The 20,517-nt window shown below is 65.4% G+C and carries 21 protein-coding genes and 1 tRNA gene; 10 read left to right on the top strand and 12 right to left on the bottom strand.

Features of this window, described 5'->3' with window-relative positions:
* The first annotated feature begins 15 nt into the window (after positions 1–15).
* The 3 genes from ggt (at position 16) to BRSPCE3_RS24545 (ending at position 4,254) form a co-directional block, all read left to right on the top strand.
* Positions 16–1,761, top strand: a complete 1,746-nt coding sequence (ggt, locus tag BRSPCE3_RS24535; RefSeq protein WP_244068861.1) for a gamma-glutamyltransferase — start codon at positions 16–18, stop codon at positions 1,759–1,761.
* A 104-nt stretch (positions 1,762–1,865) separates the two neighbouring features.
* A complete protein-coding gene (locus tag BRSPCE3_RS24540) occupies positions 1,866–3,164 on the top strand; it encodes an MFS transporter (RefSeq protein ID WP_244068862.1) in 1,299 nt (432 codons plus the stop codon).
* A gap of 214 nt (positions 3,165–3,378) precedes the next feature.
* Entirely contained in the window at positions 3,379–4,254 is an 876-nt protein-coding gene (locus BRSPCE3_RS24545) for an NAD(P)-dependent oxidoreductase (RefSeq protein WP_244068864.1), read from the top strand.
* 1 nt (position 4,255) lies between these two features.
* On the opposite strand, the gene BRSPCE3_RS24550 is transcribed toward BRSPCE3_RS24545, so the two are convergent.
* Positions 4,256–4,591, bottom strand: a complete 336-nt coding sequence (locus tag BRSPCE3_RS24550) for a GIY-YIG nuclease family protein (RefSeq protein ID WP_244068866.1) — start codon at positions 4,589–4,591, stop codon at positions 4,256–4,258.
* A gap of 102 nt (positions 4,592–4,693) precedes the next feature.
* Here BRSPCE3_RS24550 and BRSPCE3_RS24555 point away from each other — a divergent pair, with 102 nt between their 5' ends.
* Positions 4,694–5,122 carry a DUF1330 domain-containing protein gene (locus BRSPCE3_RS24555; RefSeq protein ID WP_244068867.1) on the top strand — a complete coding sequence of 143 codons (429 nt, stop codon included), beginning with the start codon at positions 4,694–4,696 and terminating at the stop codon, positions 5,120–5,122.
* Positions 5,123–5,130: 8 nt separating this feature from the next.
* Here BRSPCE3_RS24555 and BRSPCE3_RS24560 read toward each other — a convergent pair whose 3' ends face one another.
* Positions 5,131–5,796 carry a glutathione S-transferase family protein gene (locus BRSPCE3_RS24560; RefSeq protein ID WP_244068868.1) on the bottom strand — a complete coding sequence of 222 codons (666 nt, stop codon included), beginning with the start codon at positions 5,794–5,796 and terminating at the stop codon, positions 5,131–5,133.
* A gap of 131 nt (positions 5,797–5,927) precedes the next feature.
* On the opposite strand from BRSPCE3_RS24560, the gene BRSPCE3_RS24565 reads away from it, so the two are divergent.
* From BRSPCE3_RS24565 to panE, 4 genes are all read left to right on the top strand, one after another.
* Positions 5,928–6,515 (top strand): DUF2239 family protein, encoded by a 588-nt coding sequence (locus BRSPCE3_RS24565; protein WP_244068869.1) that lies wholly within the window; start codon positions 5,928–5,930, stop codon positions 6,513–6,515.
* Between the two features lie 275 nt (positions 6,516–6,790).
* Positions 6,791–8,089, top strand: a complete 1,299-nt coding sequence (locus BRSPCE3_RS24570; protein ID WP_375709961.1) for an MATE family efflux transporter — start codon at positions 6,791–6,793, stop codon at positions 8,087–8,089.
* A 120-nt stretch (positions 8,090–8,209) separates the two neighbouring features.
* Entirely contained in the window at positions 8,210–8,815 is a 606-nt protein-coding gene (locus BRSPCE3_RS24575; RefSeq protein ID WP_244068871.1) for a 2-hydroxychromene-2-carboxylate isomerase, read from the top strand.
* Positions 8,816–8,932: 117 nt separating this feature from the next.
* Complete coding sequence (gene panE / locus BRSPCE3_RS24580; protein WP_244068872.1) at positions 8,933–9,850, top strand: 2-dehydropantoate 2-reductase; 918 nt, start codon at positions 8,933–8,935, stop codon at positions 9,848–9,850.
* Positions 9,851–10,035: 185 nt separating this feature from the next.
* On the opposite strand, the gene BRSPCE3_RS24585 is transcribed toward panE, so the two are convergent.
* The 5 genes from BRSPCE3_RS24585 to BRSPCE3_RS24605 form a co-directional block, all read right to left on the bottom strand.
* Entirely contained in the window at positions 10,036–10,614 is a 579-nt protein-coding gene (locus tag BRSPCE3_RS24585) for a cytochrome c (RefSeq protein WP_244068873.1), read from the bottom strand.
* 201 nt (positions 10,615–10,815) lie between these two features.
* Positions 10,816–12,093 carry a sorbosone dehydrogenase family protein gene (locus BRSPCE3_RS24590; protein ID WP_244068874.1) on the bottom strand — a complete coding sequence of 426 codons (1,278 nt, stop codon included), beginning with the start codon at positions 12,091–12,093 and terminating at the stop codon, positions 10,816–10,818.
* A 249-nt stretch (positions 12,094–12,342) separates the two neighbouring features.
* Positions 12,343–12,723, bottom strand: a complete 381-nt coding sequence (locus tag BRSPCE3_RS24595) for a DUF2865 domain-containing protein (RefSeq protein ID WP_244068875.1) — start codon at positions 12,721–12,723, stop codon at positions 12,343–12,345.
* A 150-nt stretch (positions 12,724–12,873) separates the two neighbouring features.
* A tRNA-Gly gene (locus BRSPCE3_RS24600) sits at positions 12,874–12,948 on the bottom strand.
* A 160-nt stretch (positions 12,949–13,108) separates the two neighbouring features.
* Complete coding sequence (locus BRSPCE3_RS24605; RefSeq protein WP_244068876.1) at positions 13,109–13,564, bottom strand: SRPBCC family protein; 456 nt, start codon at positions 13,562–13,564, stop codon at positions 13,109–13,111.
* 260 nt (positions 13,565–13,824) lie between these two features.
* Between BRSPCE3_RS24605 and trxA the strand changes: the two genes are divergently transcribed.
* Both trxA and BRSPCE3_RS24615 read left to right on the top strand, forming a co-directional pair.
* Complete coding sequence (trxA, locus tag BRSPCE3_RS24610) at positions 13,825–14,745, top strand: thioredoxin (RefSeq protein ID WP_244068877.1); 921 nt, start codon at positions 13,825–13,827, stop codon at positions 14,743–14,745.
* 30 nt (positions 14,746–14,775) lie between these two features.
* Positions 14,776–15,450, top strand: coding sequence for an LON peptidase substrate-binding domain-containing protein (locus tag BRSPCE3_RS24615; protein WP_244068878.1), 675 nt, complete (start codon positions 14,776–14,778; stop codon positions 15,448–15,450).
* A 25-nt stretch (positions 15,451–15,475) separates the two neighbouring features.
* Here BRSPCE3_RS24615 and BRSPCE3_RS24620 read toward each other — a convergent pair whose 3' ends face one another.
* The 5 genes from BRSPCE3_RS24620 to BRSPCE3_RS24640 all read right to left on the bottom strand — a co-directional run bounded on the left by BRSPCE3_RS24620 (position 15,476) and on the right by BRSPCE3_RS24640 (position 20,510).
* The gene (locus BRSPCE3_RS24620) at positions 15,476–16,030 is read right to left on the bottom strand and encodes a cytochrome b/b6 domain-containing protein (RefSeq protein WP_244068879.1); all 555 of its coding nucleotides are present in this window, start codon (positions 16,028–16,030) and stop codon (positions 15,476–15,478) included.
* Between the two features lie 46 nt (positions 16,031–16,076).
* A complete protein-coding gene (locus tag BRSPCE3_RS24625) occupies positions 16,077–16,373 on the bottom strand; it encodes a PepSY domain-containing protein (RefSeq protein ID WP_375709954.1) in 297 nt (98 codons plus the stop codon).
* A 212-nt stretch (positions 16,374–16,585) separates the two neighbouring features.
* Positions 16,586–19,120, bottom strand: a complete 2,535-nt coding sequence (locus BRSPCE3_RS24630; RefSeq protein ID WP_244068881.1) for an EAL domain-containing protein — start codon at positions 19,118–19,120, stop codon at positions 16,586–16,588.
* Positions 19,121–19,284: 164 nt separating this feature from the next.
* On the bottom strand, positions 19,285–19,707 hold the full coding sequence (locus BRSPCE3_RS24635) for a PaaI family thioesterase (protein WP_244068882.1): 423 nt from the start codon (positions 19,705–19,707) through the stop codon (positions 19,285–19,287).
* Positions 19,704–20,510, bottom strand: a complete 807-nt coding sequence (locus tag BRSPCE3_RS24640; protein ID WP_244068884.1) for a crotonase/enoyl-CoA hydratase family protein — start codon at positions 20,508–20,510, stop codon at positions 19,704–19,706. The genes BRSPCE3_RS24635 and BRSPCE3_RS24640 overlap by 4 nt, the downstream gene beginning before the upstream one ends.
* Positions 20,511–20,517 lie beyond the last annotated feature (7 nt).

Here is a 20,517-nt window from a genome sequence, read left to right on the forward strand (position 1 = left end):
GGGCAGGACATTTCGATGGCGCTGACAGCAATGATGTCGCGGCGGCTGTTTGCCGCCCTCCTGATGACCGGCATCGCGACATCAGCCTTCAGTCAGGTGCAGCGCCGCGCCTACGAACCCTCAACCACTGACACTGCTCGCAGCATTCGCGCCGAACACGGCATGGTGGTGGCGCAGGAGAAACTCGCGGCGCGGGCTGGCGCCGACATCCTGCGGCAGGGCGGCAATGCGGTCGATGCCGCGGTCGCCACCGGATTTGCGATGGCCGTGACCTATCCGCGCGCCGGCAATATCGGCGGCGGCGGTTTCATGGTGATCCATCTCGCCGACCGCAATGAAGATGTCGCGATCGACTACCGCGAGACCGCGCCGCAGGCCGCAACCCGCGACATGTTCCTCAACGCCGAGGGCAAGCCCGATCCGGACAAGTCGCGCAACTCCGCGCTCGCGATCGGCGTGCCCGGCACGGTCGCGGGCCTCGCGCTGGCGCTGGAGAAATACGGCTCCGGCAAGTTCACGCTGGCGCAGATCCTCAAGCCGGCGATCGATCTGGCGCGCGACGGCTTCATCGTCACCGACGACACATCGGACACGCTGGCGGACATGTATCGCCGGATGTCGCGCTGGCCCAATTCGGCCAGGACGTTCTCGCATGCCGACGGCACCCCGCTGCACGAGGGCGACCGCCTGATCCAGGGCGATCTCGCCGGCGTATTGTCCGCGATTGCCGAACAAGGTCCGCGCGGCTTCTACGAGGGTGCGGTCGCCGAAAAGCTCGTCAGCGGCATCAGGAATGCCGGCGGCATCTTCACGCTCGCGGACCTGAAGTCCTACCAGGCGGTGATCCGTACGCCGATCCGCGGCCTCTATCGCGGCTACGACCTCGTCTCGATGCCGCAGCCTTCCTCCGGCGGCGTCGTGCTGCTGGAGATCCTCAACATCCTCGAAGGCTTTCAGATGTCGGACATGAAGCAGGGCTCGGCGGCCTCGCTGCATGTCATGATCGAGGCGATGAAGCGCGCCTATGCCGATCGCGCCCGCTATCTCGGCGACCCCGCCTTCGTCGACGCGCCGACGCAATTGCTCATCGACAAGGACTATGCCGCCCGGCAGCGCGCCACCATCGATCTCGCCCGCGCCACGCCCTGGACCGACGTGCGCAACGCCAAGCCGCCGCATGAGGGCGACAACACCACGCATTACTCCGTCGTCGATGCCGCCGGCAACGCCGTCAGCAACACCTACACGCTGAACTTCCCCTATGGCGTCGGCCTCGTCGCCGACGGCACCGGCGTGCTGCTCAACAATGAGCTCGACGATTTCACCGCGGCGCCCGGCGCCTCCAACGCCTTCGGCCTGGTCGGCTTCGAGGCCAATCTGCCCGGCCCCGGCAAGCGCCCGCTGTCGTCGATGTCGCCGACCATCGTTTTGAAGGACGGCAAGCCGGTGCTGGTGACGGGTTCGCCCGGCGGCAGCCGCATCATCTCGGCGGTGACGCAGATCATCGTCGACGTGATCGATTACAGGATGGACATCGCGGCCGCGGTCGCGGCGCCCCGCATGCATCATCAATGGCTGCCCGACGAGGTCCGGATCGAGAAGGGCTTTCCCGACGAGGTGCTGACCGAGCTGAAGGCCAAGGGCCACAGGCTGGTCGAGCCGCTCGGCTACTCCTCCGCGAACTCGATCGTGGTCACGACCAATGGTCTGCTCGGCGCGCCAGATCCCCGCACGCGCGGCTCGGAGGCTGCGGGATACTAAAACCCGGCTTTGCCCGGCCTGCAACATCGCGATAGATTGGCGGTCCGCGCAATTCCGGCCGCGGATCGCAAACAGCCGGTGAACGATTTCTCCGGGGAACGCGCATGAGCACGGCCGAAACCAAATCAATCGAAGTCGCAGAGATCGAGGACACCAGCCTCCTCGCCTTCTATCGCGACATGAACCTGCAGGAGCGGCGCACGTTCTGGGCCTGCGCGTCGGGCTGGACGCTCGACGGCATGGATTTCATGATCTATCCGCTGGTCATCGGCACCATCATCACGCTGTGGAAGGTCGACCCCGGCACCGCCGGCCTCGCCGGCACCGTGACGCTGTTGGCCTCCGCCGTCGGCGGCTGGCTCGGCGGCTATCTCTCCGACCGGATCGGCCGGGTGAAGACGCTGCAGCTCACCATCATCTGGTTCTCGTTGTTCTCGCTGGTCTGCGCCGTGGTGCAGAATTTCGACCAGCTACTGATCGCCCGCGCGCTGCTGGGCTTGGGCTTCGGCGGCGAATGGGCGGCCGGCGCGGTGCTGATCGGCGAAGCGATCCGGCCGCAATATCGCGGCCGCGCGGTCGGCTCGGTGCAGTCGGGCTGGGCGATCGGCTGGGGCCTTGCGGTGCTGGCGCAGGCGATCCTGTTCTCGGTGCTCCCGGCGGAAAACGCCTGGCGCTGGATGTTCGTGATCGGCGCGCTGCCGGCACTGCTGGTGTTCTATCTGCGCCGCTACGTCACCGAGCCGGAAATCTCCGCCGCGACGATGGCGCAGCAGCAGGCCTCCGGCAGCGGCCCCGCCGCGCTGTGGGAGATCTTCCACGGACCGATCCTGAAGACCACGCTGCTGGCGTCGCTGGTCGGGACCGGCATGCAGGGCGGCTACTACGCCATCACCTTCTGGGTGCCGCGCTTCCTCACCACCGAGCGCAAGCTCTCGGTGGTCGGCTCGACCGGCTATCTCGCGACGCTGATCATCGGCTCCTTCATCGGCTATCTGGTCGGCGCCTGGCTCGCCGACCGGATCGGGCGGCGCAACTTGTTCCTAATCTTCTCGATCGGCGCCATCGCGGTGGTGCTGCTCTACACCCAGCTGCCGCTGTCGAACGAGGTGCTGTGGGTGCTGGGCTTCCCGCTCGGCTTCTTTGCCTCGGGCTATTTCTCCGGCATGGGCGCCTTCCTGACCGAGCTGTACCCGACCCGGCTGCGCGGCTCCGGCCAGGGCTTCTGCTACAATTTCGGCCGCGGCATCGGCGCGCTGTTCCCGTTCCTGGTCGGCGCGCTCTCGACCACGACCACGCTCGCAAATGCGATCGCGATCTTCGCGGTGGCGGCCTACGGCGTATTCTTCGTCGCCGCCTACGCGCTGCCGGAAACCCGCGGGCGTGTGCTGCATGCGGATGGGTAGGAGCCAGATGAGGTGATGCGATGACCGCGCCGCTCGCTTCGCCTCTCCCCTTGTGGGAGAGGCCGGGTTGCATCGGCAGATGCAATCCGGGTGAGGGGTCGCGGTCCATCCGCACAGTACGCCGTATGGAGAGATACCCCTCACCCCCAACCCTCTCCCACAGGGGGAGAGGGAGCCGGACATGGTGCGTCCCTAACTTCAGAGGAGTGGTCTCATGACATCGCTCAAAGGCAAGACGCTGTTCATCTCGGGTGCAAGCCGCGGCATCGGGCTTGCGATTGCGCTGCGCGCGGCGCGTGACGGCGCCAATGTCGCGATTGCGGCGAAGACCGCGGAGCCGCATCCGAAGCTGAAGGGCACGATCTACACCGCTGCCGACGAGGTCCGCGCCGCCGGCGGCAAGGCGCTGCCGGTCGTCTGCGACATCAGGGACGAAGCGCAGGTGATGGCGGCGATCGAGCGGACCGTCGCCGCGTTCGGCGGCATCGACGTCTGCGTCAACAATGCCAGCGCCATCAGCCTGACGCCCTCGCAGGCGACCGACATGAAGCGCTACGACCTGATGATGGGAATCAACACCCGCGGCACCTTCATGGTGTCGAAATACTGCATCCCTCATCTGAAGAAGGCGGAGAACCCGCACATCCTGATGCTGTCGCCGCCGCTCGACATGAAGCCGAAATGGTTCGAGCACTCGACCGCCTACACGATGGCGAAATTCGGCATGAGCATGTGCGTGCTCGGGCTGGCCGGCGAGCAGAAATCGGCCGGCATTGCCGTCAACGCGCTGTGGCCGCGCACCACGATCGCGACCGCCGCGGTCGGCAATCTGCTCGGCGGTGACGCCATGATGCGCGCGAGCCGCACGCCGGAGATCATGGGCGATGCGGCCTATGCGATCATCACGCGGCCGTCGCGCGAATTTACCGGGCACTTCTGCATCGACGACAAGGTGCTCTATGCCAATGGCGTACGCGACTTCGAGCGCTATCGCGTCGATCCCTCGGTGCCGCTGATGTCGGATTTCTTCGTGCCCGACGACGACGTGCCGCCGCCCGGCGTCACCGTGCAGGCGCTGCCGGCGCGCTAGGTTAGACCGCGGACGCGTTCAGTTGCGTGCGCCAGTGCTGCACGCGCTCCTTGAGCAGCGTATCGCGCACATAGGCGAGCTCCTCGTCCTCGATCCGCTCCAGCGTCTCGAGCGAGAGGCCGTCGGCGCCATGCGCCGACCACGCGCACTGCAGCTCGGCATTGCGATGACTGCCCATCCGCAGCGTGAACCAGATCCGGTTCTGGATTTTCTCCAGGTCGGGCGCCTGCCCGACCCAGACCTCGCCGGTCGCGCGGCAGCGGATCGCGAACACCCCGGCGACGGCAGCGCGCTTCTTGTAGTCGGCGATGGCGAGCTTGCGATCCTCGGTCTTCATGGCGGCTCCTGTCGTCACGGTGAACTATTTATATCCGGGTATTATTGACAACGCAATTATGCCCGGGTAAAAACGCCCATCAACCTCGATGGGACGACCAACATGGACACCGCCGCCTGCTATCTGGAGCCGACCTGGAACGCCGGCCGCGACTTTGCCCAGCGCGAAATCGCCGGCGAGCTGGTGATGCTGAACCTGCTGCGCTTCCGCGAGATCGCCGACTATTCGCAAAGCCCGGAGCTCGCCCCGCCACAGCCGATCACGGGAGCGGAGGCCTATAACCGCTACGTCGCGCACACGCTGCCGCATCTGCGGAAGAGCGGCGGCGACATCCTGTTCATGGCTGAAGGCGGCGCGTTCCTGGTCGGGCCGGAGGGCGAGCGCTGGGACCGCGCGATGCTGATCCGGCAGAAGAGCCGCGGCGCGTTCCTCGCCTTCGCGGTGGCGGAGGCCTACCTCGCCGGCATCGGACACCGCACCGCGGCGCTGGCGGATTCGCGGCTGCTGCCGCTGCTCGAGCTGCCGCGATGACTGCGACCTTATCGGCCGACCTGGTACGGCCCGCCCTTTTCCAGCGCCCGCGCGTAGGCCGGGCGGGCGTGAATGCGGTCCAGGAACGCCACGCACCGGGGATGGCCGTCCTCGAGCCCGCCGCGCGCGGCGGCCGCCTCGAGCGGAAAGCTCATCTGGATGTCGGCGCCGGAGAATTCGTGGCCTGCGAACCACTCGCTCTTGCCGAGCTCGCCCTCCCAATAGGCCATGTGCTGCTTGATCTGCGGATTGACCAGCGTGGACAGTGCCGTGTTGGACACCTTGCGCACCAGCGGCCGCAGCAGCGCCGGCGCGCGCTTCGGCATCAGCGTGAACAACAGCTTCAAGAGCAGCGGCGTCATCGCCGAGCCCTCGGCATAGTGCAGCCAATAGGTGTAGCGCAGCCGCTCCGGCGTATCGGCCGGCGGGATCAGGCGGCCATTGCCGTAGGTCGCGATGATGTATTCGAGGATCGCGCCGGATTCCGCGATGGTGTTGCCATTGTCGGTAACGACCGGCGACTTGCCGAGCGGATGGATCGCGCGCAGCTCCTTCGGCGCCCGCATATCGGGCTGTCGCTGATAGCGCACGATCTCGTAGGGCACGCCCAATTCCTCGAGCAGCCACAGCACGCGCTGCGAGCGGGAATTGTTGAGATGATGAACCGTCAGCATGGGCGTCCTCTGAAATGTCGGCGCAATCGGGCGGCGTTTGGTGCCAGCCGGGAACACAAAAGTCGAGGTCCAGCCGGCGCGATCGCCAAGAATGATCCGGGCAATTTGCCGTGCAATCGGAGAGGTCTACCATGAATCCTGCCTATGTCGCCTTCGAAGGCGAGCACCGCATCGGCGCAGGTGACCTCCCGGAGGTTGCGCGTGCCGCCAAGCAACACCTCGACCGGGGCAAGGACGCCGCGATCCTGGTGTTCAACGGCCGCACCTCGGCGCTGGTCGACATCGATTTCCGCGGCTCGCTCGACGACGTGCTGGCGCGGCTGCCGAAGCCCGCGTCTTCCCTCGACGGGGAGCCGGCAACACCGGCCGCGCCGCGCGGTCCCGGGCGGCCGAAGCTTGGCGTCGTCGCGCGCGAGATCACGCTGTTGCCGCGCCATTGGGACTGGCTCGCGCAGCAGAAAGGCGGCGCATCGGTTGCGATCCGCAAGCTGATCGACGACGCCCGGCGCTCGAGCGGAGACAAGGACCGCACGCGCAGCGCGCAGGATGCCGCCTATCGCTTCATGACTGTGATGGCCGGCAACCGGCCGAACTACGAGGATGCGATCCGCGCCTTGTTCGCACATGACCGGCGCCGCTTTGCGACGCTGATCGCGGACTGGCCGGCCGATATCCGCGACCACGCGATCAAGCTCGCCTATAGCGATCAAGCGGACTAATTCAGTTTGAGTAGTGTGGACGAATAACCTCGAACGGGATGTCGTCCCTGCGAAGGCAAGGACCCATAACCACTGAAGAGCGTTGCAGCGCGTCGAACTGGCCGCGTGCCCCTGGCAAGGCCGCGGAGTATGGGTCCCTGCCTTCGCAGGGACGACAGCGGTGCAGTGCTGCCTGACCTACTCACCAAGTCGCATAAGCTCGGTACCATTCCTGGAAGTTGAACGTGTCAAAGCCTCCTTCTCTACGCAAAGCCTTCCTGTCGTTCCTGGCGCCGATGCTGCTGAGCAACGTGCTGCAGTCGCTGTTCGGCACCATCAACGGCATTTATCTCGGCCAGATGATCGGCGTCGACGCGCTGGCGGCTGCGTCGGTGTTCTTCCCGGTGATGTTCTTCTTCATCTCCTTCGTGATCGGCCTAAGCGCCGGCGCCTCGGTCATGATCGGCCAGGCCTGGGGCGCCGGCGAGCCTGACCGGGTCAAGGCGGTCGCCGGCACCACCATGACCGTGACGCTGCTGCTGGCGCTGGCGATCGCGGTCCTCGGCGGCCTGTTCGCCCGGCCGCTGTTGATCGCGCTCGCCACGCCGCCTGATGTTCTCGACGCCGCGGTGTCCTATGCGCGGATCATGATGATCACGATGCCGGTGACTTTCGCTTTCCTGCTGCTCGCGGCGATGATGCGCGGCGTCGGCGACACCGTGACGCCGCTGGTGGCGCTGACGGTCTCGACCGTCGTCGGCCTCGTGGTGACGCCCGCATTGATCCGCGGCTGGCTCGGCCTGCCGATGCTCGGCGTCGCCAGTGCCGCAATCGCCTCCGCGGTCTCGGGCGTGGTGACGCTGCTCTGGCTTCACGTTCATATGTTGCGGCACAAGCATCCGCTGGCCTTCGACGCCGCGTTCCTGCGCGCGATGCGGCCGGACGGCGCGCTGCTGCGCATCGTGCTGCGGCTCGGCATTCCGACCGCAATCGGCATGGTGGTGGTCTCGCTCGCCGAACTGGTGCTGCTCGGCCTCGTCAACGGCTTCGGCTCGGACGCCACCGCCGCCTATGGCGCCGTCAACCAGGTGATCAGCTATGTGCAGTTCCCGGCGATCTCGATCGCGATATCGGTGTCGATCTTCGGCGCACAGGCGATCGGCCGCGGCGATTCCGCCCGGGTCGGCGCCATCGTCCGGACCGGAATCGAGATGAACCTCGCGCTGACCGGCGGGCTGGTCGTGCTCGGCTATCTCTTTGCGCGGCCGCTGATGGGCTTCTTCATCGTCGATGGCGCCGTGCTCGCGCTGGCGCAGCAGCTTCTCTACATCGTGCTGTGGAGCATGGTGCTGTTCGGCATGGCGACGGTGTTCTCCGGCGCGATGCGCGCCGGCGGCACGGTGTGGATGCCGCTGTTCATCTCGATCCTGGCCATGGCGCTGGTCGAGGTGCCGGTCGCGGTGGTGCTCAGCCGCGCCATCGGCGTCAGCGGCATCTGGATCGCCTATCCCGCCACCTTCACAACCATGTTCGTGCTGCAGATGGCCTATTACGCCCTGGTATGGCGCAAGCAGACCATCAAGCGGCTGATTTGACATCGCGCGCCGCGGCTCACATGATGAGTATCATATTCTACGCATAGTGCCTGCCGCAGCAGGCCCATGCTAGCGAAACACAAGCAAGCCTAAACCAGACAGGCCGAGGGAGAGACCGCCGTGAGCCCAAATCCGCAATTCCTGTTCGATTTCGGCAGCCCCAACGCGTTCCTCAGCCATGAGGCGATCCCGGCGATCGAACAGCGCACCGGCGTCAAGTTCGAATATGTTCCGGTCCTGCTCGGCGGCATCTTCAAGGCCACCAACAACAAGTCGCCGGCCGAGACGCTGGCCGGCGTCAAGAACAAGCCGGAATTCATGAAGATCGAGACCGAGCGCTTCCTCAAGCGCTTCAACGTCAAGCCCTACACCTGGAACCCGTTCTTCCCCGTCAACACGCTGAATTTGATGCGCGCGGCGGTCGCCGCCCAGCTCGAGGGCGTATACGAGAGATACATCGAGGCGGCCTTCCACCACATGTGGGTCGAGCCGAAGAAGATGGACGACCCGGAGATCGCCGGCAAAGCGCTGGCATCCTCCGGCCTTGACGCCGCAAAGCTGTTCGCCCGCGCGCAGGACGCCGACGTCAAGGGCAAGCTGATCGAATACACCCAATCGGCCGTGGAGCGCGGCGCATTCGGCTCACCGACCTTCTTCGTCGGCAAGGAGATCTTCTTCGGCAAGGAGCAGCTGCGCGAGGTCGAGGAACTGGTGTCGGGAAAGTGAGATGAGCGCGTGGCCAATAGCGGGTAGCGAATAGTCGGACAGCATCCTTATCTATTCGCCACCCTCATTCGCTATTTCGCCCCTGCTCCGGGCGACAACAAAGAAGGACAAATTCCCATGCGGGTTCTCGTGGTCGGCGCCGGTGCGATCGGCGGTTATTTCGGTGGCCGGATGCTTCAGGCCGGTCGCGACGTCACTTTCCTCGTCCGGCCTCGCCGCGCCTCCGAGCTCGCCACGGCCGGGCTCGTGATCAAGAGCCCGAACGGCGACGTCACGCTGAACAACCCGCCGACCGTGCAGGCCGACAAGCTCTCGGACAAATTCGACGTCGTGCTGCTGAGCTGCAAGGCATTCGATCTCGAGGACGCGATCAAGTCGTTTGCGCCCGCGGTCGGCGACAAGACCGCGATCATCCCGCTGCTCAACGGCATGCTGCATCTCGATGCGCTGGACAAGAGGTTCGGCGCCCAGCATGTGCTCGGCGGCCTGTGCGCGATCGCGGCGACGCTGAACGAGAAGCGCGAGGTGGTGCAGCTGCAGCCGATGCAGTCGCTGGGCTTCGGCGAGCGCGCCGGCGGCCTGTCGGACCGGGTGCGCGCGATCGCGGAAACCTTCTCCGCCATCAACGGCGCCAATGCCAGCGAGCATGTGATGCAGGACATGTGGGAGAAGTGGGTGTTCCTGGCCTCGCTCGCAGCCTCCACCAGCCTGATGCGGACCTCGGTCGGCAACATCCTGGCCGCGCCCGGCGGCCAGGATTTCCTGCTCGGCATCCTCGATGAATGCAGCGCGATCGCCGCCGACGCCGGCCATGGGCCGGGTGGACCGTTCTTCCAGCGCACCCGCGGGCTGCTGACCACCGAAGGCTCGCCGATGACCGCATCGATGTTCCGCGACATCAAGGCCGGCTTGCCGGTCGAAGCGGATCACGTGATCGGCGACCTGATCGTGCGCGCCGACGCGGCGAAGATCCCTGTGCCGAAACTGCGCACGGCCTACACGCATCTCAAGGCGTATGAGAAGCAGCGGGGGTAACTTCCACCCTCCCCTGGAGGGGGAGGGTCGGCTCACATGAAGCGAAGCGGAATGTGAGACGGGGTGGGGTGATCTCTCAACACGGGCACTGTTCGAGTGGAGAGACCGTCACCCCACCTCGTCGCTCATTTCATTCGCGCCGATCCTCCCCCTCCAGGGGAGGATAAGAAAGCGCGAGCGACTTCTCACAAATGCGCCAGATAATGCGCGAGCGCGGTGATCTCCTCGTCACTCAACGGATACGCCACATCGGCCATCGCGGCCTGGGCGCCGCCGGAGCGCTGACCCGACTTGTAGTCGTGCAGCGCCTTGACGAGATATTCCTCACGCTGGCCGGCGATGCGGGCGACCGCCTTTGTGCCGGCGAAAGTATCGCCGTGGCATGAGGCGCAGCGGCGGCCGGCGGCGGCCTGCTTGCCCTTCTCGGACAAGTCCGGATTGTCGTCCTTGCCGCCCTTGAACGGCGTCAGCGCGGCGAAATAGGCGCCGAGATTGCGGATGTCCTCGTTGCTGAGCTGCTCGACGATCGGCTGCATCTGCTCGTTCTTGCGCGCGCCGGCGCGGAAGAACACCAGCTGCCATTGGATGTACTGGTCGAGCTGGCCGGCCAGCGAGGGGATGTTCTCGGTCTGCGAGATGCCGTTGTCGCCGTGGCAACCGGCGCAGACCTCGGCCTTCTCCTTGACGGCGGCATTGTCGGCCGCCTGGGCGGACGACGCCAGCAGGATGGCCGCTGACAGAATTCCAAGCGACGCATGACGCATTATCAGTTTCTCCGGCTGTCATTGCCGGGCGCCTGTCCTCGACCCGATCGAGGACGGCCCGGCAATCCATCGCGCTTGTTGAAGGGTTTTTGTTGGGATGGAGCCCGGATCAAGTCCGGGCATGACGAGTGGTTCCGAGGCCGATCACGATTGAGGCTGCGGCCGCCCGATGGCCACCGCAGCCTCACGTCGTTTCAACCGTTACTTCTTGCTGTAGCTGATGCGATAGATCGCACCGGCCCAGTCGTCGGCGACGAGGATGGAGCCATCCTTGTCGAGCAGGATGTCGGCGGGACGGCCGAGATAGCCCTGGTCGCCCTGGATCCAGCCGTCGGCGAAGATCTCCTGCTTGGCGTTCTTGCCGTCGGGGCTCGCGGTGATCTTCACGATGCGGCCGCCCTGGTACTTATGCCGGTTCCAGGAGCCGTGCTCAGCGATCAGGATCGCGTTCTTGTACTCGGCCGGGAATTGGCTGCCGGTATAGAACTTCATGCCGAGCGGAGCGACGTGCGCACCGAGATTGTACACCGGCGGGGTGAACTCCGAGCACTTGTGACCCATCGCGAACTTGGTGTCCGGCAGATTGCCCTGGTGGCAATACGGATAGCCGAAATGCTCGCCGATCTTCGAGATCATGTTGAGCTTGTCGCTCGGCAGATCGTCGCTGATCCAGTCGCGGGCGTTCTCGGTGAACCAGTACTTGCCGGTGCGCGGATCGACGTCGCCGCCGACCGAGTTGCGCACGCCGAGCGCATAGATTTCCGCGTTGCCGGTCTTGGGATCGACGCGGCGGATCTGCGACACCGAGGTCGGCGGGATGCCGATGTTGAAGGGCGGTCCGAACGGAATGAAGAACCAGCCTTCCTTGTCGACGGCGATGTATTTCCAGCCATGCGCCGCGTAGGACGGCATGTCGTCATACACCACCTTGCCGCTGCCGAGATTGTCGAGATTGGCTTCGGCGTTGTCGTACCTGATCAGCTTGTCGACCGCGATCACGTAAAGCGCGCCGTCCTTGAAGGCGAGCCCGGTCGGCATGTTGAGGCCCTTGAGGATGGTCTTGACCTCTTTCTTGCCGTTGTTGTCCTTGATCGCATAGACGTTGCCGAGGCCGAACGAGCCGACGAACAGCGTGCCCTTGTCGCCCCAGGCCATCTGCCGCGCCGCGAGCACGTTCGAGGCATAGACCTCGATCTTGAAGCCCGGCGGCAGCTTGATCTTCTTCATCATGGTGGCGAGTTCGGCGTCGGACGCACCGGTCGGCGGACCGGACGGCGGGGCGAGGCCCTTCTGCGCCTCGGTCTCGTCGCCGAGGAACCAGTCATCCGGCGGATGGGTCCAGAATTCCTTGGTGCCCGATTCGTACTTCTTCAGTGCACGGTTCTTGTCTGTCTGTTGCTGCGCACTGGCGAAGGTCGTCCCCGCCAGCAGCGCGATCGCCGCGAACGCAAGTATTGATCGATTGAAAGCGGATTTCATCGCGTCACTCCCCTACGCAAGCCATTGCAGCTTGCCTGTTATTGATTTTGAACGCCCTGAGAGATGATGGTGGCGGTCTGTGAGGTAGGTCAGACGGCAAAATGGTAGCACATCCATCGACGCTGAAAAGCGCATGCAGCGGTGTGCGCTGCGTCAAAACTAGTTGAGACGAAATTTGAGGCGAAGTTTTCCCGCGCGAGCTGCCTGATAACAAGGCATTCTGCACTGCGGCGTAATATTCGAGCGAAGCTAACGCTCGTGATCGTGTCTATCGCGACCAGAGGCGCGAAAGCCCGATCGCCTGTGCGTTCGGCAGAGCCTGCACAACACACTGCGCTTCTGCCCGCCGAAGATCGCCGCGATCTTGAAACCGTCGTCGGCGGCGATGATGTCGCCGGTCCGCAGCGTCATGGTGTCCGCGTCGCAATCGGCGACAGTCCGATGGCCGCGGCGGCGCCGCACGCGCATGGCGCCACGATCGCGCGCCGGAATTCGGAATGCATCTGCGAGCGCCTTGTAGCTGCCGCCCGCTTCGGTTGTGGCGCTATCGATGTCGGAGCCGGAATGCAGCTTCACCGCGCCGGCGGGACAGACTGACTCGCAGGTCCTGACATCCGCCGCGTCGCTCACGCGCGGCAGCGGCCAGAAGCGGCCATCGCGGGCCGCTTCATCTTGGCCACGAGATCACAACACCGCCCGAACAACAAAAAAGCCCGCGCCAATGGCGGGGCTTCATCAGCGGGCCTTCATCAGATTGTCAGCTCGGTCAGCGAGATATTTTGGAGCGGGCGAAGGGGCTCGAACCCTCGACCCCGACCTTGGCAAGGTCGTGCTCTACCACTGAGCTACACCCGCATCCGAAATGGCGGCGATCGCTCGCCGGCAACGGCAGACCTATGCCAAAAGCTGCCTGTGAATGCAACACAAGAGCGCGGTCCGAACTTCACGAAATCGCATTGTTTCCTTAAAAATTGACCCCGAATCGGCCGAAACCAGCCGCGTCGTGGATTTCTTTTCAGGTTTTTGCCGGAACAGGCCCCAGAGCCATCTCATCCCGCAGCGATTCGAGCCAGGTCTCGAACCAGCCGGTCAGGGTCTGCGCCAGTTCGACGCGGCTGATCGCGTCGCAATCGAACACCGCCCACCATTCGATAAAGGCCCGGTCGCCGTCGACCACCGGGGTCACGCGCAGGGTGGCACGGAAATCCGTCACCGGCAGGGTCGGGCTGTCGACGAATTCGTAGGTCTGGGAGCGCTCCACATCGGACTGAGCGAGCAGCCGCTGCCGGATCCGGCGCTCCCGGTACAGCACGTTGCGCACGGCACCGACGGTGTCGCCGGATTTGCCGTCCTCGATCTCGCTGGTCCCCGCGCCATGGACCCAGACCGGGTAATTGTTGAAATCGCGGATGATTTTCCAGACTTCGCCGGCCGGCTGCTCGAATACGGTGCTGTAATAGGCCTTCGCCATGGGCGATCCCCTGCTGCCATGAAGGATCGCCAGCATCGGCCGGATCGCGGCCCGAGCCCACCCGATCTCCGATGGAACGGGAGCGGGCGGCCAGCGATTGAATTTTGCCGGCTGACTGCCATTTACGGTGCGTGATCCCGGGAAACCGGTTCCCACTTTTCCAGGATTCATGCTCTAGGCTGACAGAACGGCTGAACGCACCGTTCCGGGCGTGCTAGAACGCCACCGGATTTCCGACCTCAGAAGCAGGCGAGGACAACGTGACAATAATGGAGCAGGGCGGCCCCACGCCCCAGGCAGCGCCCGATCTGATCAAGGAGACGACGACCCAGACCTTCGTCAAGGACGTCATCGAGGAATCGCGCCGTCAGCCGGTCCTGATCGACTTCTGGGCGCCCTGGTGCGGCCCCTGCCGCCAGCTCACGCCGCTGCTGGAGAAGGCGGTCAATAACGCCAAGGGCCGGGTCAAGCTGGTCAAGATGAACATCGACGAGCATCCGCAGATCCCCGGCCAGATGGGCATCCAGTCGATCCCGGCCGTGATCGCCTTCGTCAACGGCCAGCCCGCCGATGGCTTCATGGGCGCGGTGCCGGAGAGCCAGATCAACGCCTTCATCGACAAGATCACCAAGGGCGTGCCGGCCCCCGGCGAGCCCAATCTCGCGGAGATCCTGGCCGAGGCCGACGCCGTGCTGGCCGAGGGCGACGCCGCCCAGGCCGCGCAGATCTATGCCGAGGTGCTGGCGCACGACGCCACCAACATCGCAGCGCTCGCCGGCCTCGCCAAATGCTACGTCACCTCGGGTGCGGTCGAGCAGGCCAAGCAGACGCTGGCGATGGTGCCGGAATCCAAGCGCAACGACGCCGCGGTGAAGGCGGTGCAGGCGGCGATCGATCTCGCCGAACAGGCGCAGTCGGTCGGCCCGATCGCCGAGCTGGAACAGAAAGTCGCCGCAAACCCGCTCGATCATCAGGCCCGGTTCGATCTTGCGACCGCGCTCAATGCGATGAACAGGCGCGTCGAGGCGACCGAGCAACTGCTTGCGATCGTCAAGCGTGACCGCAAGTGGAACGACGACGGCGCGCGCAAGCAGCTGGTGCAGTTCTTCGAGGCGTGGGGCGGCACCGATGAGGCAACCGTCGAGGGCCGCAAGCGGTTGTCGACCATCCTGTTCTCGTAACGCACGCCCGTCACAGCAGCGGGACCGCAGATGCCGATCAATGCCGAATATCGCGGGCCCGGCGATCTCCCCGAGATCATCCCGGTGTTCCCGCTGCCGGGCGCGCTGTTGCTGCCGCGCGGCCAGATGCCGCTCAACATCTTCGAGCCGCGCTATCTCGCGATGATCGACGATGCGTTGCGCGACGGTCATCGCCTGATCGGCATGATCCAGCCCGACGTGGCGCATTCGCACAAGGAGGCGAAGCCGGCGCTGTTCCGGATCGGCTGCGTCGGCCGCATCACCCAGCTCGCCGAATCCGGCGACGGCCGCTACATCCTCGAACTCACCGGCGTGGCGCGCTTCAAGGTGGTCGAGGAGCTGATCGTGCAGACGGCGTACCGGCAGTGCAAGGTCGACTTCTTCTCCTTCACCGGCGACTTCACCGCGCGCAAGGGCGAGGACGCCGTCGACCGCAAGGCGCTGCTCGAGGTGCTCGCCGATTTCCTGGAGGCCAACAATCTGAAGGTCGATTGGGAAGGCATCGAGTCCGCGCCCAACGAGGCGCTGGTCAATGCGCTGGCGATGATGTCGCCCTACGGTCCGGCCGAGAAGCAGGCGATGCTCGAAGCGCCCGACCTGAAGACCCGCGCCGAGATCCTGATCGCAGTCACCGAGATGGACCTCGCCAAGAAGCGCACCTCGGGCGATCCGCCGGTGCAGTAGCCTTCAGCTTTCGCGGCCCGTCATATCAGCGATTGCGAAGCTGCTTGCGTCCGGTGAACATCGCACGCACCAGGTTCTGACGCTGCAGCAATCCCACCACGATGACGCCGAGCATGTGCAGGACTATCAGGACGAGGACCGCATTGGACGCATAGACGTGGGTGTCCTCGACCCACCAGATGCCGAAGAAGGTCACGGTGACCTCCATCGCTCCCGTGATCGCCGAGACCGCGAGCAGCAGCAGCAGGACCACCAGCATCACGGTGCCCGCGGGATTGAGCCCGATATAGCGCCCGGTGATGCCGCGGCGGAGATTCCAGATGTAGCGCGGCGCGGCGCGGAGACGGACGCCGAGCCTGCCGAAACGCGCATAGCGCGTGCCGGCAAAGCCCCAGATCAGCCGGAACGCCAGCAGGGCGATCACGGCATAGCCGGCCAGCCGGTGCAGCCGGTCATGGACGTTGGGGGTCACGAAGGCGACCAGGACGAGGATGGCGAGCGCCCAGTGCCAGAGCCGCAACGGCAGGTCCCAGACCTGCACCGTGGTTGCGCCGCGGGCGCCAGGCGCCGCCTTCGTCATCGCGCAGGCTTCACTTCGCGATTCACTTCGCGATTCACCTGGCGATTCACTTGGCGATCGTATGCTTCAGGCTGAGGTCCTCCGGGCTGTAGAACAGCTCGTAGAGCTTGCCTTCCTTGACGCCGTACACCTCGTAGCAGGAGCCCTCGACCTTCGAGCGGCGCACCTCGTAACCGAGCGCCTTGGCCTTGGCTTCGGCTTCGCTTGCCGGCTTCCACGACGCCTTGTCGAGCTTGGTGCAATTCTTGTAGCCGTCGGCGAACGCCGCCGAACCGGCCAGCCCCAGAACGCCCCCAACCACGCACGCTGCAAGCGCAGCGCTCAAAATCACTCTCACGCGCATCTCCCCTCCGTTGACGATCGTGCCCACAACGCGATCGCGCAGGGCACATGCGTGAACAATGCCGAGGGGATTGCCAAGTCAAGGAAGCGCCCGAGCGGCGGGCTTTAGAGAAATTCTAACCGCCGCGAAAACCGCTTTGCGCTCCATGCGCAAACTGGTTTTGAGCGCTTGCTGCGGCCTTACGCCCCATACGCAACCGCGCCGGCCATCGATCAGGACGCGGCACCCGCCATCGCGAGACGAACCGCGGGACGTTCGGCCGCTGGCGCGGCCCGCCCGCCGATCATCTGCGCGACCTTCTCGCTCTGCACCGGCGGGCTGAAGTGGAAGCCCTGCACTTCCACGCAGGCATCCGCGCGCAGGATGTCGAGCTGCTCCCTGGTTTCGACGCCCTCGGCCGTCGTCGTCTTGCCGAGGCTGACCGCGAAGCGAACGATCGCGCGTGCGATCCGGCGCGACTCGTCCGACGCGCCCGACAGTTCGGAGACGAAGCTGCGGTCGATCTTGACCTTGTCGAACGGAAACTTCTGCAGGAAGCTCAGCGACGAATAGCCGGTGCCGAAATCGTCGAGCGCGATCCGCACCCCGAGATCGTGCAGCTGGCTGAGCGCCGCGAACACCGCCTCGCTGTCCTGGATGATCGCCGTCTCGGTGACTTCGAGTTCGAGCCTGTCGGGCGAAATTCCCGCGCTCGCCAGCGCGTGCACGATCACCGGCACCAGCTCCGGACTCCTGAACTGCACCGGCGACAGATTGATCGCGATCTTGAGGTCGTCGGGCCATTTGGCCGCCTCCGCACACGCGGTGCGCAGCACCCATTCGCCGAGCGGCACGATCAGGCCGGTCTCTTCCGCCAGCGGAATGAACTGCGCCGGCGACACCATGCCGCGTTGCGGGTGATGCCAGCGCAACAGCGCCTCGAAGCCGCAGGTCTCGCCGCTCGCGACATGGATGAACGGCTGATAGTGCAGCTCGAACTCGCCGTTGGTGAGCGCGCTGCGCATGTCGCGCTCGAGGCCGCGCCTTGCCTGCAGCAGCCGATCGAGCTCCGGCTCGAAGAAGCGGAACGAGCCGCGCCCACAGCTCTTGGCGGAGTAGAGCGCAAGATCGGCGCTGCGCAGCACCTCGTCGGAATCGGTGCCGTCGCGCGGCGCGATCGCAATGCCGATGCTGGTCGTGGTAGTGACCCGGTGATGGCCGAGATCGATCGGCTCGCTGAGCGCCTTCCTGATCTTCTCGGCGAGCAGACCCGCTTCCTCGACCGGATCGGTGACATATTCGATCACGGCGAACTCGTCGCCGCCGAGCCGTGCGACCAGCGTGGTGTCGCTGACGCATCTGCGCAGCCGCGCGGCCACCGACTTGAGCAGCGCGTCGCCCGCCGGATGCCCGAGCGTGTCATTGACGTCCTTGAAGCGATCGAGATCGAGCATCAGCACCGCAAGGCTCGGCCCGCCGCACCTTGCGCCGGAGAGTGCCTGCTCCATCCACTCCTTGAGCAGCACGCGATTCGGCAAGTCGGTCAGCGCATCGTGCTGCGCCATATGGGTGATCTTGGCCTCGGAGCGCCGCTGCTCGGTGACGTCGCGATGCGTCGCCACCCAGCCGCCGCCGGGCATCGGCTGTCGCGTCACGCAGATCAGCCGGCCGTCGAAGAGCTCGTCGACCCGGCTCGAGATCTCGCCGGCCGGCAGCGCATTCAAGGTCGCGAGCACCTGCGTCGCGGCACTGTCGCTGGTCTCGCCCTTGAGGATGCCGTTGGCGATCCGATGCCTGATGATCTCGCGATGGGCGGTGCCGGGCTGCAGCAATTCGGGCGGCAGCCGGTACATCTTGGCGTAGCGCTCGTTGCAAACCACGAGGCGCTTCTCCGCATCGAACATGCAGAGCCCCTCACCCATGTGGTTGATCGCGGTATCGAGCCGGAACCGCTGTTCCTCCAGCTCCTTCTGCGACGCCTCGACCTGCTGGCGCGCCAGCGAAAGCTGGCTGATGATTTCCTCGAAGCGGCGGGTGCGAAGCGCGAGGCGCCGGTCCGCGAGCACGCCGACCAGGCTCATCCCGAGCACCGAGAGCGCGACGCCCGCGATCACGATGGCAAGGAAGGCGGGCGACAGCGACAGGGCGGTCGGCGCCTGCAATGGATCCGGAACGATCTCGACCGCGCCCATCGCGGTGAAATGATGCGAGACGATCGCGAGCGTCAGCAACAGCGCCGCGACCAGCGACATCCAGCGATCCTGATGGCGGACCGCAACCGAGAGCGCGGCGTAACCGAACAGCATGCCGAGCACGATGGAGGCCGCCACGAGATCCAGCGACCACACCACGTGGCCCGGCACTTCCAGCGCCCACATCCCGAGATAGTGCATGCTGGCGATGCCGGCGCCGATCACCGCGCCGCCGACCGGCGCGCGCCATGGGCTGGGATCGCTGGCGGCAAGGCCGAGGCCGCCGGACGTCAGCATCATCGCCACGGCGAGCGACGACGCAGTGAGGAAGATGCCGTAGCCGGTCGGCACGCCCGGCTCGTAGGCGAGCATGGCGATGAAATGCGTGGCCCAGATTCCGTAGCCGATCGCGGCTCCCGCAATCGCGATCCAGATCAGCCGCGTCCTCGCCTGCGATGCGATCGCGCGATGGAAGATGTTGACGGCGACAATGCTGGCAACGAAGCAGACCAGTCCGGCGAGCAGAACTAGCCGCCAGTCATGCTCACCTGAAAGGCACGTCAGAACACGAAACATGCGTCGGTCCATGGTTGTCCGCGCGGACAAGCTAGGCCGATTGAATTGTCTTCTCGATAATTTTCTGCAACTTTTGGTGGCATGGTTATCCGCACGTAAGCCGATTCCACACGGAAATTGATGGCTCCATAAATTCTACACACGGCCTGTGATCACGCGTGTGCTCAGGTCTCGAGCGGGACCAGCACCGTTTCCCCGGTTGCGACCAGCGACACCTCGCCCTGTGCGTTTTCCGCGAACAATTCGGCGCGCGCGAACACCTGGCGGCGCCCGGCCCGCAATGTGGTGCCCTTGGCGACGAAGCAGCGGCCCACCGCGGGCTTCAGGCAATTCATCGAGAAATGCGATGCGGTGACGGAACCGACGATCGACGCCGCGGCAAAGCCGCAAGCCGTGTCGAGCAGGGCCGCGATCATGCCGGCGTGCAGATGGCCGGCATATTGGGTGAGATCGTCGCGCCAGGGCATGCGCAGCTCCACCTCGCCGGCGCCGGCGGACACCACCTCGAGACCGACGAGCCGATTGAAGGCCGCCGACGCATTGGTCGCAACAAGACGATCCAGATCGAATCCCGTTCCGGCGGTCATGCAAAACTCCATTGCGGCGGCCGCCGTTCGAGATTCGCCCGGACGGCCTCGATGTGATTGGGCGTACCGAGCAAGAGCGCCTGCTCGGCGGTCTCGGCCGCGAGCCCGGTCGCCGCATCGCAATCGGCCGCGAGGTTGAGCAGCCGCTTGGCGGCGCGGATCGCGTCCGGGCTGCGGTCCGCAATCGCGCGCGCCGTTTCCAGTGCCGCCTCACGCGGCTGCTCGACGAGCCGGGTCGCGAAGCCGTAACCGAGCGCTTCGTCGGCGGAGAAGACGCGCGCGGTGTAGGTCAGTTCGCGGATCACGTCGTCGCGCGCGAGATGGCGCATCAGCAGCGTGCCGGCCATGTCGGGCACCAGCCCCCATTTGGCTTCGATGATGGCAAGCCGCGTAGCCGGCGCGAGATATCTGATGTCGGCACCGAGCATCAGCTGGAAGCCGCCGCCGACCGCGATGCCGTGGACGGCCGCAATCACCGGCACCGGCAGCTCGCGCCACAGCCACACCAGATGCTGCGCGAGATTGGCAATGCCGTGGCTGCGCTGGCCGAGATCGGCGAACGGCAGGATGGATTCGCCTTCCGTCGTGGCGACCAGGCGCTCGATATCGAGGCCGGCGCAGAAGCCCTGCCCTTCGCCCGACAGCACCACGGCGCGGACCTTGCGATCGTCCGCAAGCCTGGCGCCGACGTCGGCGATCGCGGTGAACATGTCAGGATCGAGCGCATTGAGCTTGTCCGGCCGGTTGAGCCTGACGTCGGCGACGCCATTGGCGATGCTGAGGCTGACGCGATCAGTGGTCATCGCAGCA

This window comes from Bradyrhizobium sp. Ce-3, from assembly GCF_022835695.1.
Classification (GTDB): domain Bacteria; phylum Pseudomonadota; class Alphaproteobacteria; order Rhizobiales; family Xanthobacteraceae; genus Bradyrhizobium.

Excerpts from the sequence above, each read along its gene's own strand:
- ggt (WP_244068861.1), top strand. The coding sequence starts at position 16 with ATGGCGCTGACAGCAATGATGTCGCGGCGGCTGTTTGCCGCCCTCCTG.
- BRSPCE3_RS24540 (WP_244068862.1), top strand. The coding sequence starts at position 1,866 with ATGAGCACGGCCGAAACCAAATCAATCGAAGTCGCAGAGATCGAGGAC.
- BRSPCE3_RS24545 (WP_244068864.1), top strand. The coding sequence starts at position 3,379 with ATGACATCGCTCAAAGGCAAGACGCTGTTCATCTCGGGTGCAAGCCGC.
- BRSPCE3_RS24550 (WP_244068866.1), bottom strand. The coding sequence starts at position 4,591 with ATGAAGACCGAGGATCGCAAGCTCGCCATCGCCGACTACAAGAAGCGC.
- BRSPCE3_RS24555 (WP_244068867.1), top strand. The coding sequence starts at position 4,694 with ATGGACACCGCCGCCTGCTATCTGGAGCCGACCTGGAACGCCGGCCGC.
- BRSPCE3_RS24560 (WP_244068868.1), bottom strand. The coding sequence starts at position 5,796 with ATGCTGACGGTTCATCATCTCAACAATTCCCGCTCGCAGCGCGTGCTG.
- BRSPCE3_RS24565 (WP_244068869.1), top strand. The coding sequence starts at position 5,928 with ATGAATCCTGCCTATGTCGCCTTCGAAGGCGAGCACCGCATCGGCGCA.
- BRSPCE3_RS24570 (WP_375709961.1), top strand. The coding sequence starts at position 6,791 with ATGCTGCTGAGCAACGTGCTGCAGTCGCTGTTCGGCACCATCAACGGC.
- panE (WP_244068872.1), top strand. The coding sequence starts at position 8,933 with ATGCGGGTTCTCGTGGTCGGCGCCGGTGCGATCGGCGGTTATTTCGGT.
- BRSPCE3_RS24585 (WP_244068873.1), bottom strand. The coding sequence starts at position 10,614 with ATGCGTCATGCGTCGCTTGGAATTCTGTCAGCGGCCATCCTGCTGGCG.
- BRSPCE3_RS24590 (WP_244068874.1), bottom strand. The coding sequence starts at position 12,093 with ATGAAATCCGCTTTCAATCGATCAATACTTGCGTTCGCGGCGATCGCG.
- BRSPCE3_RS24605 (WP_244068876.1), bottom strand. The coding sequence starts at position 13,564 with ATGGCGAAGGCCTATTACAGCACCGTATTCGAGCAGCCGGCCGGCGAA.
- BRSPCE3_RS24615 (WP_244068878.1), top strand. The coding sequence starts at position 14,776 with ATGCCGATCAATGCCGAATATCGCGGGCCCGGCGATCTCCCCGAGATC.
- BRSPCE3_RS24620 (WP_244068879.1), bottom strand. The coding sequence starts at position 16,030 with ATGACGAAGGCGGCGCCTGGCGCCCGCGGCGCAACCACGGTGCAGGTC.
- BRSPCE3_RS24625 (WP_375709954.1), bottom strand. The coding sequence starts at position 16,373 with ATGCGCGTGAGAGTGATTTTGAGCGCTGCGCTTGCAGCGTGCGTGGTT.
- BRSPCE3_RS24630 (WP_244068881.1), bottom strand. The coding sequence starts at position 19,120 with ATGTTTCGTGTTCTGACGTGCCTTTCAGGTGAGCATGACTGGCGGCTA.
- BRSPCE3_RS24635 (WP_244068882.1), bottom strand. The coding sequence starts at position 19,707 with ATGACCGCCGGAACGGGATTCGATCTGGATCGTCTTGTTGCGACCAAT.
- BRSPCE3_RS24640 (WP_244068884.1), bottom strand. The coding sequence starts at position 20,510 with ATGACCACTGATCGCGTCAGCCTCAGCATCGCCAATGGCGTCGCCGAC.